Origin of the sequence: Bacillus cytotoxicus NVH 391-98 (assembly GCF_000017425.1) — a bacterium.
GTDB classification, from domain to species: Bacteria; Bacillota; Bacilli; order Bacillales; family Bacillaceae_G; genus Bacillus_A; species Bacillus_A cytotoxicus.
The window spans coordinates 2,157,140-2,177,700 of record NC_009674.1 but is presented as its reverse complement, the minus strand read 5'-3'; the positions used below and the strand labels follow the sequence as shown (position 1 = coordinate 2,177,700).

Sequence of the window (20,561 nt, the reverse complement as noted above, 5' to 3'; positions counted from 1 at the left end):
AAGCCTTTTTAAATTTTGTGATGAGCAGGTAAGAGGAATATTGAATATAATATGATAAATATGCAGAAGGAGAGAGGATAGTGATTAAAAAAGCAATCATTCCAGCTGCAGGTTATGGTACGAGAAGTCTTCCAATTACCAAAGTAGTCCCGAAAGAAATGTTTCCAATAGGGAATAAACCTGCGATTCATTATATTGTAGAAGAGGCTGTAAAATCAGGGATTGAGCAAATATTAATTGTGGTTTCAAAAAGAAAAAATTTAATAGTTGATTACTTTGATCATTCATTAGAGTTAGAAGCTTTCTTAGAAAGAGAACAAAAATCTTATTTATTAAAGAGTTTTGTGATTCCTGACATTCAAATACTATATACGAGACAGCCGTACGCGAGAGGCCTTGGTGAAGCGATAAAATTAGGTGAAGCATTCATTGGTAATGAACCTTTTGCTGTACTTTTGCCAGATGATATTATCATTTCGGATAAAAGTACTGCTTTAAATCAATTAATTAAGATATATAAAGAGACAAAAAGTAGTGTAATCGGCGTCCACACAGTACCAAATGAATTTTTAGATAAGTATGGGGTTGTGAAAGGCGATATGATAAAAGAGGGGTATATGGACATTACAAATATTGTTGAAAAACCAAAAATAAATCCCCCATCTAATATGGCGGTTATTGGAAGGTATGTTTTTACACCTGATATTTTTTCTTTGTTACAAAATGTGCAGCCTGGTGTCGGAGGTGAGTATCAACTAACCGATGCAATTCATTCTTTAATTGCTATCCAAAAAGTATATGGGAAAATTATCGATGGGAAGCGATTTGATATTGGACAAGAAAATGATTATGTTCATCTTCTTAATTATATACATGGAAAAAATAGAGCAAACACGAATTAAAAAACACTTATTCATGTAACAATTTATAAAGAAAGGGTTTACAGAAGTTACTTTGTTCTTTTTATTTTTCTGTAATGTATTTAGATTAAACATAGTAAAAGTACTCTAATTCTAGCGTAGAGAGTGTATTGATTTGAAAGAGGCTGATAGATTTATTTTTATACCAATATTCCAAAGAATGGGTAAATAAATCTTAGACCACTTTGGACAAACTTGTGTGTAGGGTAAAGCAGTAGCAGGACTAATCGACTTCATTCAAAAAGGGAAGTTTAAAAAAGAAGACAACATTTTATTCGTACATTCAGGTGGTTCACCAGCTTTGTATGCGAATACTTCTCTTTTTGTATAAGTAGATAAAAAGGAGGCATCGGAAATTTCCATGCTTCCTTTTTTTATGTACATGATTTTAAGTGTTTTCAGATGCAATGACAAGATTAAGTAAAATGAAAAAGGGTAGTATACGATAATAATAGTGAAACCGAAACATTACTAAAACTTGATTTTTTGGTTTTTTTTAATTACTATCGCTCCGTCTCAAAAAATTCAATCCATTCTCCATCAGGACCAGCGAAGAATATGTAACGTGTTCCGTCTGGCAATGTTTCAATTTCTTCTCCTAATAAAAAAGTTACTTGTAAATGTTTTAGCCTTTGAATTTCATCTTCTAAGGAATCTACTTTAAAGCAAATGTGATGTACTTTTCCTTCTGTTGGAAGAGAAGCGTTATAGCCTTCAATAAGTTCTAATATTGTTTCTTTTGATTCTTCTGCACCTAAAAAAGCAAGTTTTAGATTGGGATCGGGATGTCCCATACGTTTCAGCAGTTGTAATCCAACTACTTCTTTGTAAAAGGAAATCGAAGTTTCTAAGTTTGCAACCATAAGACCTACGTGTTCAATTCTTCTTACTGGCATATAGAATCCTTCTTTCTGAAAATTTTATATATATCATAATATGGAATGTTAAGAAAATAAGCAAGATATAAATCTTACAAATATTAGTGTGATATATGATATAGTGAGAAAGTATGTTTGGAGAGAAGGAAGGAGACGATTTTATGAATACAACTCAGCAAACTCCTTCATTAACGGAAACGATGAAAGAGTGGCATCAAGCGTTAGCTTATGAAATTAAACATTGGAAAACGATAGGTGGAAGTAATATTTCTATCATAAATGGTCGTTTTTTATATACAGATTATGAAAATACAGTTTACGTATTTCAGCTTATTTCGGAGGTCAGCTTACCTGAAGGTTCACCTATTCGAATTGAGTTCGACGGCGAGGAAGCGACCGGGGAAGTATTATCAGCACATGGGTTAGAAATAGAATTGAAATTAAATGATTATATTCAAGGTGAAATTAGAGAAGCTGTTTTATACAGTGAACCGTGGCAACTGTTAGAACAACTTCAGGAGCGATTAAAAGAAGCGAGAAAAGAAAAGCAGAAGCGTCAACGTATAAGACGTTTATTAGATGGAACGAACACGCCGAAGCATATTGAAAAAATGAAAAATCCGAAAAATGAATTAGCGTATCGAGCGTTTTACAATGCGACAACATACGTTTGGGGACCACCTGGAACAGGAAAGTCGTATAATTTATCACGGATTATTTCTGCTCATTATCAAAAAGGAAAATCGGTTCTTGTATTAGCGCATAGTAATGCGGCAGTGGACGTGTTAATGAGTGAAGTTACGAAGCAAATTGAGAAGAAAAATAAATGGACGCCAGGAGAAATTGTTCGTTATGGTTTTAGCCAACATGAACATATACGTAATCACGAGACATTACTTGCTTCAAGACTTGTAGAAACGACAAATGGTTCATGGGGGGAAGAAAGACTTTATTTAGAAGAGATGCGCCAAGATTTGCGCGAAAAAATACTATCTTATAAAGCGACTGCTTCTGATAAGAAACGCATGCAAGAAATTGAAAGTGATCTTCGAAAACAGAGAGCGAAAATGAAAGAAGTAGAAAGAGAGTATATTGAAAATGCACAAGTAATTGGTGCAACATTATCAAAATGCGCAATTGATGCGCTGATTTATGAACGTACATTTGATCTAGTTATAGTAGATGAAGTCAGTATGGCGTATGTTCCGCAAATTGCTTTAGCAGCTGCACTTGGAAAACGAATTGTCATCTGCGGAGATTTCTTGCAGTTGCCGCCAATCGCAATGGCGAACCATGAACTTGTTCGAAAATGGCTTTGTGAAGATATATTTTATCATGTGGGAATTGTAGAATCTGTCAATCAATCTGAAGCGCATCCGAATGTATATATGTTGCAGGAACAAAGACGGATGCATGCGGATATCGCGAAATTTACAAATTCATTTATATATAAAAATAGAGTCTATGATCATCCGTCTGTTTCAAAGCGTAAAGAACTAGCAAAGTTACAACCGTTCGCAAACGAGGCAACTGTTTTATTTGATACGAGCCTAATGGGGGCTTATTCTTTAAAAGATGCTGCTTCCGGATCGCGTTTTAATATGATGTCTGGCTTAGTGGCGATACAAATGATTTTAATTGGAGTATTAGATGGTGTTCAATCAATTGGTGTTGTGACGCCGTACCGAGCGCAATCTCGCTTTTTATCAACAGGTATAAGAGAGATGTTGCAAAAAACGAAATATCGGAATGTACCAGTTTTAGCAGCAACGGTTCATAAATTTCAAGGTTCTGAAAGGGATATGATAATATTTGATACGGTTGATAGTTACCCGCAAGAGCGCCCTGGTGTGCTATTTTTTGATCACAAAAATCATCGCCTTGTGAATGTAGCCGTAACAAGGGCGAGAGGGAAGTTCATTCAGCTGTCAGATTGTCAATATATGCGTAAAAATCTTTCAAGAAAACAAGCATTATCACAGTTAACCGCTCATATAGAGCGCCACGGAAATGTGTATGATCGCACAACATCACGTCAAATATGGGAGCGGAAAATTACGAAGCGCTTACGTTGGTTTATGGAAATGAATCTAGAGGAACCAAAAGGGGTACTAAAAGATATTTTGACGGCAAAACGAAAAATTGTTTTATCGTTGCCAAGTACAAGGAAAATTGATAAGAGAGTATGGCAAGCGTTAATGCGTACGAATGCACAAGTAACGATTTATAGTGATGGTTCTATTCCGCTAAAAAATGTAAGAGTACAAAGACAAAATAAATCGTTCCCGTTTTTAGTCATTGATGATGAAATCTTTTGGGCAGGAGCTCCGTTAACATCGCAAATGATGTTTGAAGGGAGTCCGGAATTTCCGTATATATGTGCAAGACTGGAAGCACCAGAAACAATTGGTGTATTAACAGGATTTTTAGATATTCGGTAAAATCAGATAGGAATTCCTTGACATTTACTCGGAATAACAATAGAATAAAAATAATTTAATATAATTTTGTGAAAATTCTTATCTCGAGAGGTGGAGGGACTGGCCCTATGAAGCCTCGGCAGCGGATTCTTTATGAATACTGTGCCAATTCCAGCAAGTAATAGACTTGAAAGATAAGAAAGAAGCGTAGTTTGAATGTATATGCGAAAGCCTCTTTCTATCTTTTAGGAAAGAGGCTTTTTTACGTGTAAATAAAAGGGGGAGTAAAGGAAATGGGAATAACAAAAGTAACATCACATCGTAACATCATTCAAGAGAGTATTGAAAAACATAAAGAAAAGTATATTCAAACAAGTCATGCTATTCATGCGAATCCTGAAATCGGTAATCAAGAATTCTTCGCATCTCGAACGTTAAGTTTACTACTCGGCAGCGCGGGATTTCAATTGCAACACAATATCGCTGGACATGAAACAGGATTTATTGCAAGAAAAAGTTCAGGAAAAGCAGGGCCTACCATCGCTTTTTTAGCAGAGTATGATGCATTGCCTGGACTAGGTCATGCTTGTGGTCATAATTTAATTGGAACAATTAGCGTGGCGACGGCGATTGCTTTATCAGAAACGCTTGAAGAGATTGGCGGTGAGATTGTTGTGTTTGGCACGCCAGCGGAAGAAGGGGGACCAAATGGAAGTGCAAAAGCTAGCTATGTGAAAGCGGGATTATTTCATCATGTTGATGCGGCGCTTATGATTCATCCTAGTGGGAAAACAGCAACAACAAGTCCGTCTCTTGCGGTAGATCCACTTGATTTTCACTTTTACGGGAAATCAGCGCATGCAGCAGCTTCACCGGAGGAAGGGATTAATGCATTAGATGCCATCATTCAATTGTACAATGGCATTAATGCACTTCGCCAGCAGCTACCTACGGATGTGAAAATTCACGGTGTGATTACAGAAGGAGGAAAGGCTCCAAATATTATTCCAGATTATGCGGTGGCTCGTTTCTTTATTCGTGCAGCAACGCGGAAAAGATGTACAGAAGTGACGGAAAAGGTGAAAAATATTGCACAAGGAGCGGCATTAGCTACCGGGACAACAGTAAAAATAGATCCATTTCAAAATGAAATTGATGAGTTGCTTATAACAAAAACATTGAATGAAGTAGTTGCTGAAGAATTAGAATCGCTTGGAGAAAACGTGCATCGAAAAGAAAGATTTGGTATTGGCTCAACAGATGCAGGGAACGTCAGTCAAGTTGTTCCAACCATCCATCCATATATTAAAATTGGCCCAGACGATTTAATCGCTCATACAAATGAGTTTAGAGAAGCAGCTCGTTCTGAATTGGGAGATAAGGCGCTCATTACAGCTGCGAAAGCGCTCGCTTATACAGCATATCGTTTAATGACGGAAGAAGGAACGCTTGAGCAGGTGAAAGAAGAATTTAAAGAAGTGAAGAGAAATCAATAAAAGAACGGGAAAGAAGTTTGAAGGCATCTTTAAACTTCTTTCTTCTTTTGTAAAATATGAAATCAGCACAAAAGGAATCGAGTAGATTCATGAGAAAAAGAGAAAGAGTACGTACAGCGGGATTGTGTTGCTTATCATCCGAAGTTAAATGTTTTTTACGAAAAGCACGGATATAAATATCGAAAAAGGGTGAAAAAATAACTTTTCATTTAAAAGTATTTCTTATCATTCATTCTCTTATATCCTTTCAGTTGTTATTCAAAATATTACAGTAAAAAAGGAATATAAAATGTTTATGCAGAATATTTAGAAAACTAGGAGGTGTAAGAGAAATGGGGCAAATGGAATTAGAAAACAAAGTCTTAAAAGCTGGTGTAGGGAAAGGAATTATTGTTCGTTTTATTTTTGCTAGTTTTGTGGGAGTATTTATGTTTTTTGTGCCTGTAACAATGAATGGTACTTCATCTATTATGATTGACCATATTGTATCATGGATTCGATCAGCCGCTTCATTAGCTGTACCGTACTACGCTTTCGGTGTAATGGTAATTGGTGCGATTTATCCTTTTTACACGAAGAAATGGAAGGCATCATTTGTGGATATTTGTTTTTCTTTTTTGAAAGTGATTGGAGTTGTATTTGGGGCATTATATTGTTTGAAAGTCGGACCAACTTGGTTTTTTGCGCCGGATGTAGGCCCATTTTTGTATGAGAAGTTAGTTATATCAGTAAGTTTACTTGTTCCAATCGGTTCGGCATTTTTAGCACTATTAGTAGGATATGGCTTACTTGAATTCATCGGTACGTTTTGCCGACCAATTATGAGGCCATTATGGAAGACACCAGGGCGCTCTGCGATTGATGCGGTTGCTTCTTTTGTCGGAAGCTATTCGCTCGCTCTTCTCATTACGAATCGTGTTTTTAAAGAAGGAAAGTATACGATAAAGGAAGCGGCGATTATCGCAACTGGTTTTTCAACTGTATCTGCCACATTTATGATCATCATTGCAAAAACATTAAATATTATGTACATATGGAATTTATATTTTTGGACCACGCTTATCGTAACATTTATTGTAACCGCTATCACAGTCAGAATCCCACCACTTCGAACAAAACCAGATACATATATTACAAAAGAAGGATTTCCAGAGCCGATTTATAAGGAAAGGATGTTTGCACGCGCTTGGGAAGATGCGCTGGAAGTTTCGAAATCAGCACCGAGTCTACTGAAAAATATTGCAATCAATTTAAAAGATGGGTTCATTATGACAATGGGAATTTTACCATCTATTATGTCTGTTGGATTAATCGGAATCTTATTAGCAAAATATACACCAGTGTTTGATTGGATTAGCTATATATTTTATCCATTTATGTTATTGATGCAAGTTCCAGAAGCTGATTTGGCGGCGAAATCAGCTTCTGTTGGAATCGCTGAAATGTTTTTGCCATCTTTGCTCGTAACGAGTGCACCGCTCGTCACGAAATTTGTTATCGCAGTGGTCTCGGTATCTTCTATTCTCTTTTTCTCAGCTTCAATTCCTTGTATTTTATCTACAGATATTCCATTAAAGGTTTCTGAACTTATCATTTTATACGTAGAAAGAACAATTTTAACTGTACTCATTATTACGCCAATTGCCTATATATTGTTGTAACGAAAGGCTCACCAAAAGTGGGCCTTTTGAAAGTATTTGAAGGGAGTTTTACATATTTTCGCTATTTTAGGAAAGTCCAACTGCTAAGAGTTAACTATCAGTGAGGAGGAAGGAAAGCTTCATTGATTAAAGTTTCTCTTATTGCATACGCCTTTGAAGAACTGAAAAGGCTACGCCGTACAGATTAAGACAAATGCACGAAATACAAAAGCGCAGCGTGCTATTAAAGAGGGAATATTATGAAATGAAAGATAGCTATCAAATGGCTATGTAAGAGATGCGGTTGTATATAGTATCATTGTGAGGGAATGCCGCTTATAAAAGAACAGCTTCATCAAAAATTACATGCATATCAATAATGATACAAAAGTATATACGCCATAAAGGCAGAATGTATACCTTTTTTCTTACAAAATGGTATCTTCTTTTAGATACTTTTGTTTCATCATTCCCTTCTATAGAAAAATTCGTTACAATGGAGTAGTATGAAATACAATTTGTAAGTGTTTGATATGCAAAATGCTCCATAAATAAGAATGAATAAACAATCCTCTATTTGAATGAAAACCCTTTACTGCACATAGGCTAAAAAGTGCCTTCTTTCAAATAAATTCAAATGAAATAATTTACATATATTTTTTAGAAGTATGGATGATGCGCGGAGGCTAGTACAAATGGAACAAAAGAAGAAAAGTAAAAAAAGAAGAGTGTTACAAGTATTCTTGCTTATGATTAGCTCTATGATTCTCTTTGTAAGTTATGCAGCTTACGATATTTGGAGCTATCGATTTAAAACAGATAAGGTGGATACAGATGCTGCTGTTGTACTTGGAGCAGCTGCTTGGAACGGAAAACCATCTCCTGTATTTCGTGAACGAATTAACCATGCGATCTCCTTGTATCAGAACGGTAATATTAAAAAAATTATTTTTACAGGTGGAACAAAATTTGAAGCGGAACTGGAAGAAGCTCGTACTGCGAAAGCGTACGCATTGAAACGTAATGTAAAAGACGAAGATATTTTAATTGAAACAAAGTCACGTTTTACAGAAGATAATTTAAAAAATGCAAAACAGGTTGGTATGGAGCATGGATTGCAAACATACACGATTGTAAGTGACCCTCTTCATATGAAGCGAGCGATGCAAATTGCCAAGCATATAGGGATGGATGCATACGCGTCCCCGACACCTACGTCAGCATATAAGTCGCTAGATACAGAGATTCCTTTCTTTTTTAAAGAATTATGCTCCTATATTGGTTACATGACTTCTTTACCGATACGTGCATTAAAAGGAGAGTAGTATGAGAGAATTTCCTATCTTTTGATGGGAAGTTTTCTTATCGCTTTAAAACATTGTATTTTTATCGGAATAATGTAACAATGATTGTGGGATTTCATATAGTAATTGAGAGAATGACAGTATGGAACTTTTATCCCGCTATTTTAGGGCAGCCCGATTGGTGAGGGCTCATAATCAGTGGGGGATGAAGAAAACCCCCACTGATTAAAGTTTCACTTTATGAATAGTATACGGTAGAAAGAGAAACGATTTTTTGATTATTTACATATAAGAAAAAGAAGAAAGAGTATACTTTCGCCAACGAATAGAAATTTTCGTTTCAATAACTCGAAATAAAGGGGATAGTAAGATGACAATTTCATTTGTAGAAACAGAAGAACAATCTTTATGGATTGAAAAGATACAGAAGTTTCTTCCAAAGTTTCAGGAAAGGGAGTGTGAACTTCGTGAATTAGGCTCTTTTCCGTTTGAGAATATAAACGAGTTAAAAGATATCGGTTATACAACTTTAACGCTTCCGAAAGACTGCGGGGGACAAGAGATTTCGCTCTATGATTTTGTTTTATATCAAGAGAAAATTGCAGAAGGAGATGGAGCGACTGCTTTATCAATTGGATGGCATCTTGGTATCGTGAAAGAGCTTACGGAAAATCAATCTTGGAAGCCGGATATGTTCGCATGGTTTTGTGAGGAAGTGAAGAAAGGGGCCCTTTTTAATCGAGCCGCAACAGAACGAAAGACAGGAAGTCCGACACGTGGCGGGCGACCAGAAACGTTAGCGGTGAAAAAGGGTGAAAAGTGGATTATAAACGGAAGAAAGACATTTACAACGATGGCGCCAATGCTTGATTATTTCATTATTTCTGCAAGTATTGAAGGACGAGAGGAGATTGGAGAGTTTGTCGTTCCAAGAGCACAAAAAGGTGTTTCCATTGAAGAAACATGGGATAGTGTTGCGATGCGGGGAACAGCGAGTCATGATCTCGTATTGCGAAATGTAGAAATTTCTGATAAATATTTTACGGATATAAAAGGATCGCAATCAAAACCAAAAGGAGTGGGATGGTTACTTCATATACCGGCATGTTATTTAGGAATTGCACAAGCTGCTCGGAACTATGCGCTCCGGTTTGCTGAATCGTATCAACCGAATAGTTTAAAGCATCCAATCAGCTCACTGCCCAATATTAGAAGATTAGTAGGAGAGTTAGAACTTGAATTGATGCAAGCTCGTATGTTTCTATATCAAATAGCAAAAAAGTATGATGAAGTTGATGATAAGCAGTCCTTACAAGCAGAATTAGCAGCGGCGAAATATATTGCAACGAATGCAGCAATTTCCGTTGTTGATAAAGCGATGCGCATTGTTGGTGCGAAAAGTTTATCAGAAAAAAATCCATTACACCGTTATTATTTAAATGTGAGGGCAGGATTACACAATCCACCAATGGATGATGTGACAATCTCATTGATGGCTAATTCTGCTTTTCACTCAATAGGATAAGAGAAAAAATAGGCATCTAAAAAGGGGAATACATTTGTCCTTTTTAGATGCTATCTTTTATTAAGAGTGCACTTTTACATGAGGGATGATGGTATCATAAAGGTAGTGGGAAGAAGTTAGTTTAATATGCTACGATTATTCATCCTTTTTGATTATAAGGATTTAAAAATCTTTCTTTTGCAATATCATTTTGATGTTTTATTAGAGAAAGCTATGTTTCTGCATAGTACTCCTGTATAATAGGAATGAAAAAGTACGAAACGAGGTATGTTCATGCTGGAAGTCATTGCAACTTGTCTAGAAGATGTGAAACGAATTGAAAAAGCTGGCGGAAATCGAATAGAACTGATTGCAGCATATACGGAAGGTGGATTGACGCCTAGTTATGCATTGATAAAAGCGGCGGTGGAGGCAGTAAATATACCTATTCACGTTATGATTCGTCCTCATGCAAAATCATTTATATATACACAAGAAGAAATTGAATTAATGAAAGAAGATATTCAAATTGCACAAAGCCTTGGGGTAGCAGGGGTTGTACTCGGTGTACTAACGGAAGAAAACAAGATTGACGAAGAGAAACTAGCGGACTTATTGTCTGTGGTGGATGGAGTAAATGTAACGTTTCACCGTGCTATCGATGAGGTAGAGGATCTAGTAGGAGCGGTAGAAATATTGCGAAAGTTCGATAAAGTTACGCATATTTTAACTTCTGGTGGTACTGGATATATTGTAGAAAATATTCCTGTTCTTGCTGAAATGAAAAAAGCAAGTGAGGAAGAGATCGAGCTAATTATTGGTAGCGGTGTGACGCGAGAAAATATCGAGAAATTGCTACATGATACAGGAATTAAGCAAGTGCACGTAGGTACTGCTGCTCGCGAAGGAAAATCTTGTTTTGCTGAAATTGATCAAAATGCAATTCGAAGTCTATTAAATGTAATAGTATAATGATAGGAGAGTAGCGAGAAAATGGAAAAAGATAAGAAGAAAGATACAAAAAAAGAATTGATTTCATGGATTAAAACAATAGCAATTACATTAGGACTTGTTTTTATTATTCGAGAAGTTTTATTTATTCCTTCACTTGTACAAGGTGAATCGATGATGCCAACTTTAGAAAATAATGAACGTGTTCTAGTGAATAAAATTGGATACAATATAAAAGGATTAGAGCGTTTTGATATTGTTATTTTCCATGGAAAAGAAGGTTATGATTTAGTGAAACGAGTAATTGGCTTACCTGGTGATACAATTGAATATAAAAATGATGTTTTATATGTAAATGGAAAACCAGTTGATGAACCATATTTGGCAAAGTATAAAAAGAAAGCAAATGGAATATTAACACCTGACTTTACATTAGAACAAATTACAGGAAAAACGAAAGTGCCGAAAGGACAAGTTTTTGTATTAGGGGATAACCGTAAAGTTTCAAAAGATGGTCGTATGTTTGGATTTATTTCGGAGGATGAAATTGTCGGAAAAGGCGAAGCGGTCTTTTGGCCAGTGCAACATATAAGAGCATTATAAAAAAGCAGGAGTCTTTGACTTCTGCTTTTTGTTTGCTTTACTGAAATAGATTCAGAGAGTAATCTTTGTGAAATTTCAAGAAATATTGTATAAATTGAAAGAATGTTTTATAATTTCAAATTATACGTTTATTTCGAAAGATGGGATTGTAGTTCCATTTTTCAGAACTTAGGGGAGTTAAGATGAGTATAAACAAAACAGCGATAAAAACCATGGATATTTTAGCATTATTTTATGAACATGAAGAGTTAACATTAACGGAGATGGTTCAGCTTGCAGGAATGCCAAAGACAACGGTGCATCGTTTAATTGGATCGCTTGAAGAAATGGAATTTTTACAGAAAACAGTGAGAGGAAGCTATCGGCTCGGTTTTATATTTTTACGTTTTGGACAACTTGTGTCAAAGCGATTATCTGTACGAAATATTGCCAAACCGCATATGAAACGACTAAGGAATCGTCTTGGACAAGCTGTTAATTTAATTATTCAAGATGGCAATGAAGCGATTTATATTGAAAAGATAGATGGAGATAAGCCTGTTCGAGTCTATACAGAAATCGGGAAACGAGCACCTTTATATGCTGGAGCATGTCCACGCATTTTATTGTCTTATTTTTCAGAAGAAGAGCAAAAGAAATATATAGAGGAAACGAATTTAGAACGATTTGCAGATGGAACAATCGTTCATAAAGAGCGATTGTTAGAAGTGCTGCGTGCTGCAAAGAATAAGGGGTATACAATAAGCTATTCTGAATTGGAAAATCATACTGCGGCTATTGCAGCACCAATATTGGCAGCTGATGGGGAAGTAGTGGCAGGAATTAGTATCTCAGGATTAGCAATCGAGTATAACGAAACAACGATTCCGAAGTTTATTACAGAAATACAAGAAACCGCACAAAATATTTCAAAAGAACTTGGCTGGAGGGAAGAGAAAGAAGGGGCATGATGAAATTTTCAGCATTGGGAGATCAAGCAGTAGTTGTGACATTTGGAGAAAGAATTCGTATAGAAGTATATAAGAAAGTGCAAAAGTTATTTCAATTATTAAACAAAAAGCCATTTATAGGAATGATTGAGTGTGTACCATCTTTTACATCTTTAGCGGTTTATTATGATTTGTATACAGTTTGGAAACATAATGAAAGCAATGCAATGCCATATGACTACATATGTAATTATATCCGTGATTTGTTCTTAAGTTGTGAGAAGACGATAAGAAAAGTAGAGGATTCTATTTTCATACCTGTTTGTTACGGTGGACAATATGGTCCGGATTTAGAAGATGTTGCCGCATATCATAATTTGCAGGTAGAGGATGTAATCCGCATCCATAGCGAGGTAACTTATTTTGTTTATATGCTAGGCTTTACGCCGGGGTTCCCATATTTGGGCGGGTTACCGAGCGAGCTAGAAACACCAAGAAAAGAAACACCATGTTTACAAATCGCACCAGGTTCGGTCGGAATCGGCGGAAGTCAAACAGGCATCTATCCATTAGAAACACCAGGAGGTTGGCATATTATTGGCCGAACACCTATTTCTTTATTTCAGCCACATGAAAATCCGCCTACATATGTACAAAGTGGAATGTATTTACGATTTATCCCAATAACAGAAGAAGAGTATGTAGCTTTAGAGGGAGATTAGACATGAATGTAGAGGTTTTACATGCTGGAATGTTTACAACTGTTCAAGATATAGGGAGATATCATTATCAACAATATGGTGTTCCTGTTGGCGGTGCCATGGATCGGATGGCATTGCGAATTGCAAATATATTAGTGGGGAATAAAGAGAATGAAGCAGGATTAGAAATTACAATGATGGGTCCAAAACTGCTTATTAAAAAGACAACGTTACTTGCAATTGGGGGAGCGGATATAGGGGCTGTATTAAATGGGGAGCCTATTCCATTATGGCGGCCGATTGTAGCAAAAGAAGGAAGTATGCTTTGCTTTAGGAGGGGGGAATTTGGGTGTAGAACATATGTTGCATTTGCAGGTGGAATCGATGTAGCATGCAGTATGGGAAGCAAAAGTACATATGTGCGTGCTTCTATAGGAGGAATCGAAGGAAGAGCGCTAAAGGAAGGGGATCAGTTACAAATTGGAATCCCTTCCTCTGTTGCAACTTGTATGATAGAGAAATTGTTAGATGAAAAAAGAATATATACGCAATGGGGAGTATGTAGACATATACTACCAAAATATAGTCGTTATCCAGTCATTCGCATTATAACTGATTTTGAATGGAATGAATTTAGTAAAGAAAGCCAGGCCTCCTTTTTTACAAAGGAATATAAGGTATCTCCTTATGCTGATCGCATGGGGTATCGTTTGAAAGGTGAGCATTTAAAGAGAATAGAAGATTATGAGGTTTTATCGAGCGCTGTAACATTTGGAACGGTTCAAGTGCCACCAGGTGGACAACCTATTATTTTAATGGCTGATAGACAAACGACGGGTGGATACCCGCGAATCGGAAATGTTATTTCCGTTGACTTGCCTATTTTAGCACAATTAAAGCCAAGTGATTATGTTACATTTGTCCAAACTTCCATGGAAGAAGCAGCGGCGCTTTACATAGAGCAAGAAAGAAATGTAAGGCTATTACAAAAGTTTATCAATCTACAAGAATAGGAGAGGAAGAGAGGAATGATTTCTATTGATTTAAATTGTGATTTAGGAGAAGGATTTGGAGCATATCAAATTGGAAATGATGATGCCATTCTTCCGTTTGTTTCATCTGTAAATATCGCATGTGGTTTTCATGCAGGTGATCCATCTATTATGCGACAAACAGTTGAAAAAGCATTGCAACATGATGTGGAGATAGGTGCTCACCCTGGTTTTCCGGATTTAATTGGATTCGGTAGAAGGATAATAGGAGTGTCACCAGATGAAGTATATAACTATGTTGTATATCAAATAGGGGCGTTAGATGGATTTGTAAGAGCGGCGGGAGGAAAGATGCATCATGTAAAACCACATGGCGCGCTCTATAATATGGCTGCTACTAACTTAGAAATTGCAGAAGCAATTGCAAGAGCCATTCATGATATAAATCCAAAGTTATATTTGTATGGCTTAGCCAATAGCGCATTTATACAAGCTGTAAAAAAATACGAATTACGTCTTGTACAAGAAGCTTTTGCCGATCGTACCTATCAACCCGATGGGACATTAACGAGCCGTACCGAGAAGTATGCGCTGATTAAAAATGAAGAGACGGCAATCCATCAAGTGTTACAGATGGTACAAGAAGGTAAGATAAAGGCTATGGATGGAACGGTTATTACGATGCATCCACAAACGATTTGTTTGCATGGTGATGGTGAGAAAGCTGTGCAATTTGCGGAGAGAATATACAGAACATTTAGGCTAAATGGTATTTTTGTTTGTGCACCTAAATAATACAAGGAGATGATAGAGATGGTGAAGTTAATAGGGATATTGCTTGTTGCTGTAGGATTTTTATTTCGCTTAAATACATTGCTAGTTGTTATGGTAGCAGGAGTTGTAACAGGTATGGTGTCGGGGATGAGTTTTTATGAGGTTATAAGCATGTTTGGAACATTTTTTATAGAGAACAGATATATGTCTATGCCTATTTTGTTGACTCTTCCGGTGATCGGTATATTAGAGCGATATGGGTTAAAGGAACGAGCAGAAGCATTGATTACGAAATCGAAAGGAGCTACAACTGGGAGAGTACTTATGTCCTATTTTACCATTCGGGAAGCTTCAGCGGCAGTAGGTCTTAATATTGGTGGGCATGCACAAACAGTAAGACCCTTAGTTGCACCGATGGCAGAAGGGGCTGCGCAAGGACGATATGGAAAGCTTCCTGAAACATTGAAAGAGAAAATTAAAGCGAATGCGGCGGCAGCGGAAAATACAGCATGGTTTTTTGGGGAAGATATTTTCATCGCAACGGGTGCTATTTTATTAATGAAAGGTTTTTTTTGACTCTGTAGGAATGCATGTAGGTGTTTGGGATATGGCACTATGGGGAATTCCGACGGCTCTTTCAGCCTTTTTTGTCAGTTGGGTTCGATTTAGACAGTTTGATAAACAAATTGCAGTTGTTATGAAAAAAGAAAAACAACCAAGTAAGGAGGTAATGTAGAGTGAGCCTTATTACGCTAGATACAATTTATTATTTGTTAGGATTTATTGTAGCTTTTATAGCTATTCGCGTGGCATTTGATAAACAGCATCCAAATCGGATTGGCTCTAGTTTATTTTGGGCATTATTTTCTATTACATTTCTATTTGGAAAAATAATCGCTCCTTTTTACATTGGTTGTATGGTGTTAGTGATGGTTATTTTAGCATCTATCAATAAAGTAACGAAATCAAATGAGAAAGAAGCTCCTACTGAAGAACGTGTAAAACAGGCAGAAAAACTTAAAAATAAAATCTTTCTACCAGCAATTTTAATCCCGATTTTTACAATCGTTGGTACATTGACATTAGGTAAAATGAAATTTGGAAATGTGTCTTTAGTAGACCCTGAAAAAGTAACATTAATTGCATTAGCATTAGGAGCATTGCTTGCTTTCGCTATGGCAATGGGAATTACAAAGGCGAAAATGACGGCGCCTGTACAAGAAGGAAGTAGACTATTACAAGCTGTCGGCTGGGCTGTGATTTTGCCACAAATGTTAGCGGCGCTTGGTGGGATTTTTTCAAAGTCAGGTGTTGGACAAGTTGTTTCTGATTTAGTTGGTCAAGTGTTGCCGACAGAATATCCATTTATTGCTGTGATGGCGTATTGTTTAGGGATGATGTTATTTACAGTTGTAATGGGAAATGCCTTTGCTGCTTTTGCTGTAATTACAGGTGGAATAGGGCTGCCTTTAATCGTTCAAATGCATGGCGGTAATCCGGCTATTATGGCAGCACTTGGTATGTTTGCAGGATATTGTGGAACATTGTTAACGCCAATGGCAGCCAACTTTAATATTGTCCCAGCAATGTTATTAGAGTTAAAAGATAAAAATGCAGTCATTAAGGCACAAGCACCGATTGCTATTACTATTTTTGTAATCAATATGTTAATTATGTACGGACTTGTATATCACTTTTAATAGGGAGTGTTGTAGATGAAAACGGTATTGTTAACAGGGTTTGACCCTTTTGGAGGAGAAAAAATCAATCCTGCGTGGGAAGTAGCCAAAGCATTACATGAAAAAGAAGGAAATGGATATAAGGTAATTAGCAAACAGATTCCAACAGTATTTCATAAGTCAATCGAACAGCTAGAGTCATATATAGATGAGTTTAATCCAGAACTAATCATTTGCATTGGACAAGCTGGAGGAAGGGCTGATATAACAGTAGAGCGTGTTGCAATTAATGTCGATGATGCAAGGATTCCAGATAATGAGAATTATCAACCAATCGATGTTCCAATTATAGAAGATGGGCCTGTTGCATATTGGTCGACACTTCCTATAAAGGCGATTGTAAAGAAACTTCGGGAGGAAGGAATACCAGCTTCTGTATCACAAACTGCTGGTACTTTTGTTTGTAACCACCTTTTCTATGGACTGATGCATCGATTAGCGATAAAGAATAAAAGTACGCGCGGTGGCTTTGTACATATTCCATTTCTTCCTGAGCAAGCTAGTCTTCATGCTAATCAGCCAAGCATGTCGCTTTCTACGATTATAGCGGGTATCCAATTATTAATTGAAGTTGCATTACAAGTGGAAAAAGATATTGTAGAGTGTGGGGGAACTACACATTAAGACAATGATAACTGGTATAATGTAGAAAGAAATCTACATAGAGGTGAGAGTTATGCAACAATACGAAGAAGTTCGCTCCATTCTAGAAAATGCAAAGAAAATAACGGTATTAACTGGCGCAGGTGCAAGTACAGAAAGTGGAATACCTGATTTTCGCTCAGCAAATGGATTATATGCGGATGCAAAAGTAGAAATGTATTTATCGAGGGGATATTATAATCGCGATCCGAAAGAATTTTGGAAACATTATAAAGAGATTTTTCAAATTCGTACATTTCATCAATATAAGCCGAATCGTGGACATATATTTTTAGCAAAGTTAGAAGAAGAAGGAAAAGATGTGACTATATTAACACAAAATATTGATGGCTTACACCAATTAGGTGGTAGTAAACATGTAATCGATTTACATGGAACATTGCAAACAGCGCATTGTCCGAAATGTAAAACGAAATACGATTTACAATATATGATTCATCATGAAGTACCGCGCTGTGAAATGTGTAATTTTATTTTAAATCCAGATGTTGTTTTATATGGCGATACACTGCCACAATATCAAAATGCACTTCAACGTTTATATGAAACGGATGTATTATTAGTTATGGGAACGTCCTTAAAAGTACAACCAGTTGCATCATTTCCGCAAATTGCAAAGAGAGAAGTAGGAGCAACAACCATTTTAGTAAACGAGGAATTAACGGGGCAAGAACATCATTTCGATTATGTATTTCAGCTTAAGATTGGTGACTTTGCAAAGAGAATGTAAAAAATTCACGCACTCCTTTTTCAAAAGCAAAATTAATAGACGAAGTGAAAACAGTAGAATATCTCATCTATCTTTCTAGCGAAATCTTACGCCGATGAATTCAAAGGAGATTAAATGGAGGAGAAGTTACGAATGCATTCGCACGTGCGGAAAACAAGGTGAATTTCGAGAACGAACAATACAAGGCCAGTTGCAGCGTGCCAGCGTATTAAAAATAATCTATGTAATCAGCATCTAGAATACTGTGTATCTGCCTCAAGTTATTGAACATATGAAGAAGATTGGTGAATACCGAGAAGAGTTGCTTCCTCATATCACAATGGCTGGGAGCATATTAATTTTCTAGGTGCATACAACCTTGCTGCTGTCAGCACCCCCTCATTCATTAGGATATAAAAATGCCCTGATTTCCTGCTTATCGTAAGGAAATCAGGGGGTTATCTCTCAAAAGATACCTTAGCGTATGCTAAGATTCTTTCAACATAAAGATTGTTGATAACTTGTACGTGTCAGTAATATCATCTAGCTGTAGAGTGCCGAAAAAAAGTAACGAAAGAGAACCGCAACACTGCCTAAAACTAGGACGCTTATCACATCCACAAACACACAAAATGAAGAAGCCTTCTTCATTCGTTGTTGCTCTTTAATTTGTTCAGCAATAGCTGCAACATGAATACACTCCATATATAGGTCGTTAGCATCTGTTTTTTTCACGCTAACTTTTATACTTGTATACTCAAAATTCCTTTGATTTGTTTTTTGATGGCAAAACATGTTTCTCTATTCTTTCATATAGAGTAAGAAATTGTTTGATAAAAGAAGATTTTGGTACTAACCAATACGAAAATAACGCTGAAACACATCCTATTAAAGACCCTATTGCAACATCAAAAGGATAATGAACTCCTACCCAAATACGAGAAATCGCTACACAAAATGCAAGGATAAGCCATAACCATCCAGTCTTTTTACGAACAAGCCAAAACGAAAAACAAATCGAAAAAAAGAGAATCGTATGGTCACTAGGGAATGAATTATCTACAGCATGGTCGACAAGTTTATTAACATTAGGCAATACTGCAAACGGTTGATAATTCAAATGAAATTTCCCTGCTATTTTTCCAATCACCTCAGCAATCACAAAAGCAACCATCGCTTGAATAACCATCATCCTACTTTTTCTGACCCCGGTAAACCAATAAGCTATAATAATTAAACCAAAAATATATACCATATATTCTGCCAAAAATACCATGGCTGAGTTTAGGAATGAATATTGTTTACCTAAATCATTAATTGCTCGAAAAATATCAATATTGAATTGAGAAAAAGACATTTTCAAATCCCTCCTTTATAGTAAGGTGTTTAACCAATTGCTCTATCCCTTCATTACATGAATAGTTTTGATTATTGTATCCATCTAAAAATACCAACCTTCTTGTACGCTTATAATTTTATTATAGGAAAAGAGGTTTAAATGGGACTTAACTACTTCTTAATTATTTCTTAACTATGTGAATGTACTGTTTCTTCCTCTAACATGACGTTTTCACTTAAAAAAATAAGCGGCATACGTACGTATATTTCGACTAACGTTTTTAAATGCGAGCTGAGAAAACGTCATCTTCCTTCCTCTCCCATACTTTTTTACTTTCATAAAAATAGGTATCACCATGAGTATGACATCTCCTTCTTATTTCTTCTTTTTCACTATAATAAAAAAAGAAAAAGGAAAACATCGAACTTTCTTACATACATTCGTGTATTCTTACAGCTTTGTCATTTTGTAAATGTGTTCATCACCTTACCTTTCGCTATTTTCAAAAACTCTTGTAACTCTGGGTTTATATTCGTCTTTCGGTATACAATGGCTAGTTCCGCAACAATTTTAGAATCACATATTTCTTTGTAAGCAACTTCTGATTGATATAATGTATTTGCAGACACCTATCCGCTGTTAATTCAATAAGAAAAATTCTATATTTCTAATACACGTTTTTGATCGAGCTTTAATTTAAACCTACAAAGAATTAAGGGAAGTACTCAAAACGACCGTTAATGCGGGATAAAAAATATTACGCAAACTCAGGTCCAAAAATAAAAAAGCCTAACATACTAGTCATATATAATATGTTAGGACTCTTATATTTTAGGTTTCTTTGAATTTCGGTCTTGAGACGTACGATTTCCGCGTTTTGACATCAGGCCCCTTTTATTAAGAGGGAAAAAGTTTTTTGTATTTTAAGAAGTATGTTTAAATAAAACATATGAAATGGGAAGAGAGGTATAACGAATTATTGATTTAAAAATTATTTAG

The 20,561-nt window shown here is 36.2% G+C and carries 17 protein-coding genes, 3 pseudogenes and 1 riboswitch; of the genes and pseudogenes, 18 read left to right on the top strand and 2 right to left on the bottom strand.

Annotated elements, in window-relative coordinates:
• The first annotated feature begins 80 nt into the window (after positions 1-80).
• Positions 81-902: a UTP--glucose-1-phosphate uridylyltransferase gene (locus BCER98_RS10605; protein ID WP_012094532.1), complete on the top strand. Its 822-nt coding sequence runs from the start codon at positions 81-83 to the stop codon at positions 900-902.
• 223 nt (positions 903-1,125) lie between these two features.
• Positions 1,126-1,251, top strand: a pseudogene (locus BCER98_RS21070) (D-cysteine desulfhydrase); the annotation flags it as partial.
• Positions 1,252-1,423: 172 nt separating this feature from the next.
• Here BCER98_RS21070 and BCER98_RS10600 read toward each other — a convergent pair.
• Positions 1,424-1,816, bottom strand: coding sequence for a VOC family protein (locus BCER98_RS10600; RefSeq protein ID WP_012094531.1), 393 nt, complete (start codon positions 1,814-1,816; stop codon positions 1,424-1,426).
• Positions 1,817-1,929: 113 nt separating this feature from the next.
• On the opposite strand from BCER98_RS10600, the gene BCER98_RS10595 reads away from it, so the two are divergent.
• The 16 genes and pseudogenes from BCER98_RS10595 to BCER98_RS23070 all read left to right on the top strand — a co-directional run.
• Entirely contained in the window at positions 1,930-4,239 is a 2,310-nt protein-coding gene (locus BCER98_RS10595; RefSeq protein ID WP_012094530.1) for an AAA domain-containing protein, read from the top strand.
• Between the two features lie 75 nt (positions 4,240-4,314).
• A riboswitch (SAM riboswitch) is annotated at positions 4,315-4,419 on the top strand.
• 92 nt (positions 4,420-4,511) lie between these two features.
• Positions 4,512-5,714 (top strand): M20 family metallopeptidase, encoded by a 1,203-nt coding sequence (locus tag BCER98_RS10590; protein ID WP_012094529.1) that lies wholly within the window; start codon positions 4,512-4,514, stop codon positions 5,712-5,714.
• Between the two features lie 332 nt (positions 5,715-6,046).
• On the top strand, positions 6,047-7,375 hold the full coding sequence (locus tag BCER98_RS10585; RefSeq protein ID WP_012094528.1) for a YjiH family protein: 1,329 nt from the start codon (positions 6,047-6,049) through the stop codon (positions 7,373-7,375).
• A 674-nt stretch (positions 7,376-8,049) separates the two neighbouring features.
• Positions 8,050-8,679 carry a YdcF family protein gene (locus BCER98_RS10575; RefSeq protein WP_012094526.1) on the top strand — a complete coding sequence of 210 codons (630 nt, stop codon included), beginning with the start codon at positions 8,050-8,052 and terminating at the stop codon, positions 8,677-8,679.
• Positions 8,680-9,028: 349 nt separating this feature from the next.
• Complete coding sequence (locus tag BCER98_RS10570; RefSeq protein ID WP_012094525.1) at positions 9,029-10,183, top strand: acyl-CoA dehydrogenase family protein; 1,155 nt, start codon at positions 9,029-9,031, stop codon at positions 10,181-10,183.
• A gap of 273 nt (positions 10,184-10,456) precedes the next feature.
• Entirely contained in the window at positions 10,457-11,134 is a 678-nt protein-coding gene (locus BCER98_RS10565) for a copper homeostasis protein CutC (protein ID WP_012094524.1), read from the top strand.
• A gap of 21 nt (positions 11,135-11,155) precedes the next feature.
• A complete protein-coding gene (gene lepB / locus BCER98_RS10560; protein WP_012094523.1) occupies positions 11,156-11,716 on the top strand; it encodes a signal peptidase I in 561 nt (186 codons plus the stop codon).
• A gap of 182 nt (positions 11,717-11,898) precedes the next feature.
• Positions 11,899-12,666 carry an IclR family transcriptional regulator gene (locus BCER98_RS10555; protein ID WP_012094522.1) on the top strand — a complete coding sequence of 256 codons (768 nt, stop codon included), beginning with the start codon at positions 11,899-11,901 and terminating at the stop codon, positions 12,664-12,666.
• Positions 12,666-13,367, top strand: a complete 702-nt coding sequence (pxpB, locus tag BCER98_RS10550; RefSeq protein WP_012094521.1) for a 5-oxoprolinase subunit PxpB — start codon at positions 12,666-12,668, stop codon at positions 13,365-13,367. The genes BCER98_RS10555 and pxpB overlap by 1 nt, the downstream gene beginning before the upstream one ends.
• Before the next feature lie 2 nt (positions 13,368-13,369).
• Complete coding sequence (locus BCER98_RS10545) at positions 13,370-14,359, top strand: 5-oxoprolinase subunit C family protein (RefSeq protein ID WP_012094520.1); 990 nt, start codon at positions 13,370-13,372, stop codon at positions 14,357-14,359.
• A gap of 15 nt (positions 14,360-14,374) precedes the next feature.
• Positions 14,375-15,133: a 5-oxoprolinase subunit PxpA gene (pxpA, locus tag BCER98_RS10540; protein ID WP_012094519.1), complete on the top strand. Its 759-nt coding sequence runs from the start codon at positions 14,375-14,377 to the stop codon at positions 15,131-15,133.
• A gap of 18 nt (positions 15,134-15,151) precedes the next feature.
• Positions 15,152-15,848 (top strand): annotated as a pseudogene (locus BCER98_RS10535) (DUF969 domain-containing protein).
• A 1-nt stretch (position 15,849) separates the two neighbouring features.
• The gene (locus BCER98_RS10530) at positions 15,850-16,812 is read left to right on the top strand and encodes a DUF979 domain-containing protein (protein ID WP_012094518.1); all 963 of its coding nucleotides are present in this window, start codon (positions 15,850-15,852) and stop codon (positions 16,810-16,812) included.
• A gap of 15 nt (positions 16,813-16,827) precedes the next feature.
• Positions 16,828-17,475, top strand: a complete 648-nt coding sequence (pcp, locus tag BCER98_RS10525) for a pyroglutamyl-peptidase I (RefSeq protein ID WP_012094517.1) — start codon at positions 16,828-16,830, stop codon at positions 17,473-17,475.
• A gap of 52 nt (positions 17,476-17,527) precedes the next feature.
• Entirely contained in the window at positions 17,528-18,244 is a 717-nt protein-coding gene (locus BCER98_RS10520) for an NAD-dependent protein deacylase (protein WP_012094516.1), read from the top strand.
• A 47-nt stretch (positions 18,245-18,291) separates the two neighbouring features.
• A pseudogene (locus tag BCER98_RS23070) lies at positions 18,292-18,640 on the top strand (Tn3 family transposase); the annotation flags it as partial.
• 340 nt (positions 18,641-18,980) lie between these two features.
• Here BCER98_RS23070 and BCER98_RS10510 read toward each other — a convergent pair.
• A complete protein-coding gene (locus BCER98_RS10510; RefSeq protein WP_012094515.1) occupies positions 18,981-19,580 on the bottom strand; it encodes an undecaprenyl-diphosphatase in 600 nt (199 codons plus the stop codon).
• Positions 19,581-20,561 lie beyond the last annotated feature (981 nt).

What these genes read in the sequence shown, in the direction of transcription:
- BCER98_RS10600 (WP_012094531.1), bottom strand. Translation starts at nt 1,816, where the DNA reads ATGCCAGTAAGAAGAATTGAACACGTAGGTCTTATGGTTGCAAACTTA.
- pxpB (WP_012094521.1), top strand. Translation starts at nt 12,666, where the DNA reads ATGAAATTTTCAGCATTGGGAGATCAAGCAGTAGTTGTGACATTTGGA.
- BCER98_RS10575 (WP_012094526.1), top strand. Translation starts at nt 8,050, where the DNA reads ATGGAACAAAAGAAGAAAAGTAAAAAAAGAAGAGTGTTACAAGTATTC.
- BCER98_RS10545 (WP_012094520.1), top strand. Translation starts at nt 13,370, where the DNA reads ATGAATGTAGAGGTTTTACATGCTGGAATGTTTACAACTGTTCAAGAT.
- BCER98_RS10510 (WP_012094515.1), bottom strand. Translation starts at nt 19,580, where the DNA reads ATGTCTTTTTCTCAATTCAATATTGATATTTTTCGAGCAATTAATGAT.
- BCER98_RS10570 (WP_012094525.1), top strand. Translation starts at nt 9,029, where the DNA reads ATGACAATTTCATTTGTAGAAACAGAAGAACAATCTTTATGGATTGAA.
- pcp (WP_012094517.1), top strand. Translation starts at nt 16,828, where the DNA reads ATGAAAACGGTATTGTTAACAGGGTTTGACCCTTTTGGAGGAGAAAAA.
- BCER98_RS10595 (WP_012094530.1), top strand. Translation starts at nt 1,930, where the DNA reads ATGTTTGGAGAGAAGGAAGGAGACGATTTTATGAATACAACTCAGCAA.
- BCER98_RS10590 (WP_012094529.1), top strand. Translation starts at nt 4,512, where the DNA reads ATGGGAATAACAAAAGTAACATCACATCGTAACATCATTCAAGAGAGT.
- pxpA (WP_012094519.1), top strand. Translation starts at nt 14,375, where the DNA reads ATGATTTCTATTGATTTAAATTGTGATTTAGGAGAAGGATTTGGAGCA.
- BCER98_RS10555 (WP_012094522.1), top strand. Translation starts at nt 11,899, where the DNA reads ATGAGTATAAACAAAACAGCGATAAAAACCATGGATATTTTAGCATTA.
- BCER98_RS10565 (WP_012094524.1), top strand. Translation starts at nt 10,457, where the DNA reads ATGCTGGAAGTCATTGCAACTTGTCTAGAAGATGTGAAACGAATTGAA.
- lepB (WP_012094523.1), top strand. Translation starts at nt 11,156, where the DNA reads ATGGAAAAAGATAAGAAGAAAGATACAAAAAAAGAATTGATTTCATGG.
- BCER98_RS10520 (WP_012094516.1), top strand. Translation starts at nt 17,528, where the DNA reads ATGCAACAATACGAAGAAGTTCGCTCCATTCTAGAAAATGCAAAGAAA.
- BCER98_RS10585 (WP_012094528.1), top strand. Translation starts at nt 6,047, where the DNA reads ATGGGGCAAATGGAATTAGAAAACAAAGTCTTAAAAGCTGGTGTAGGG.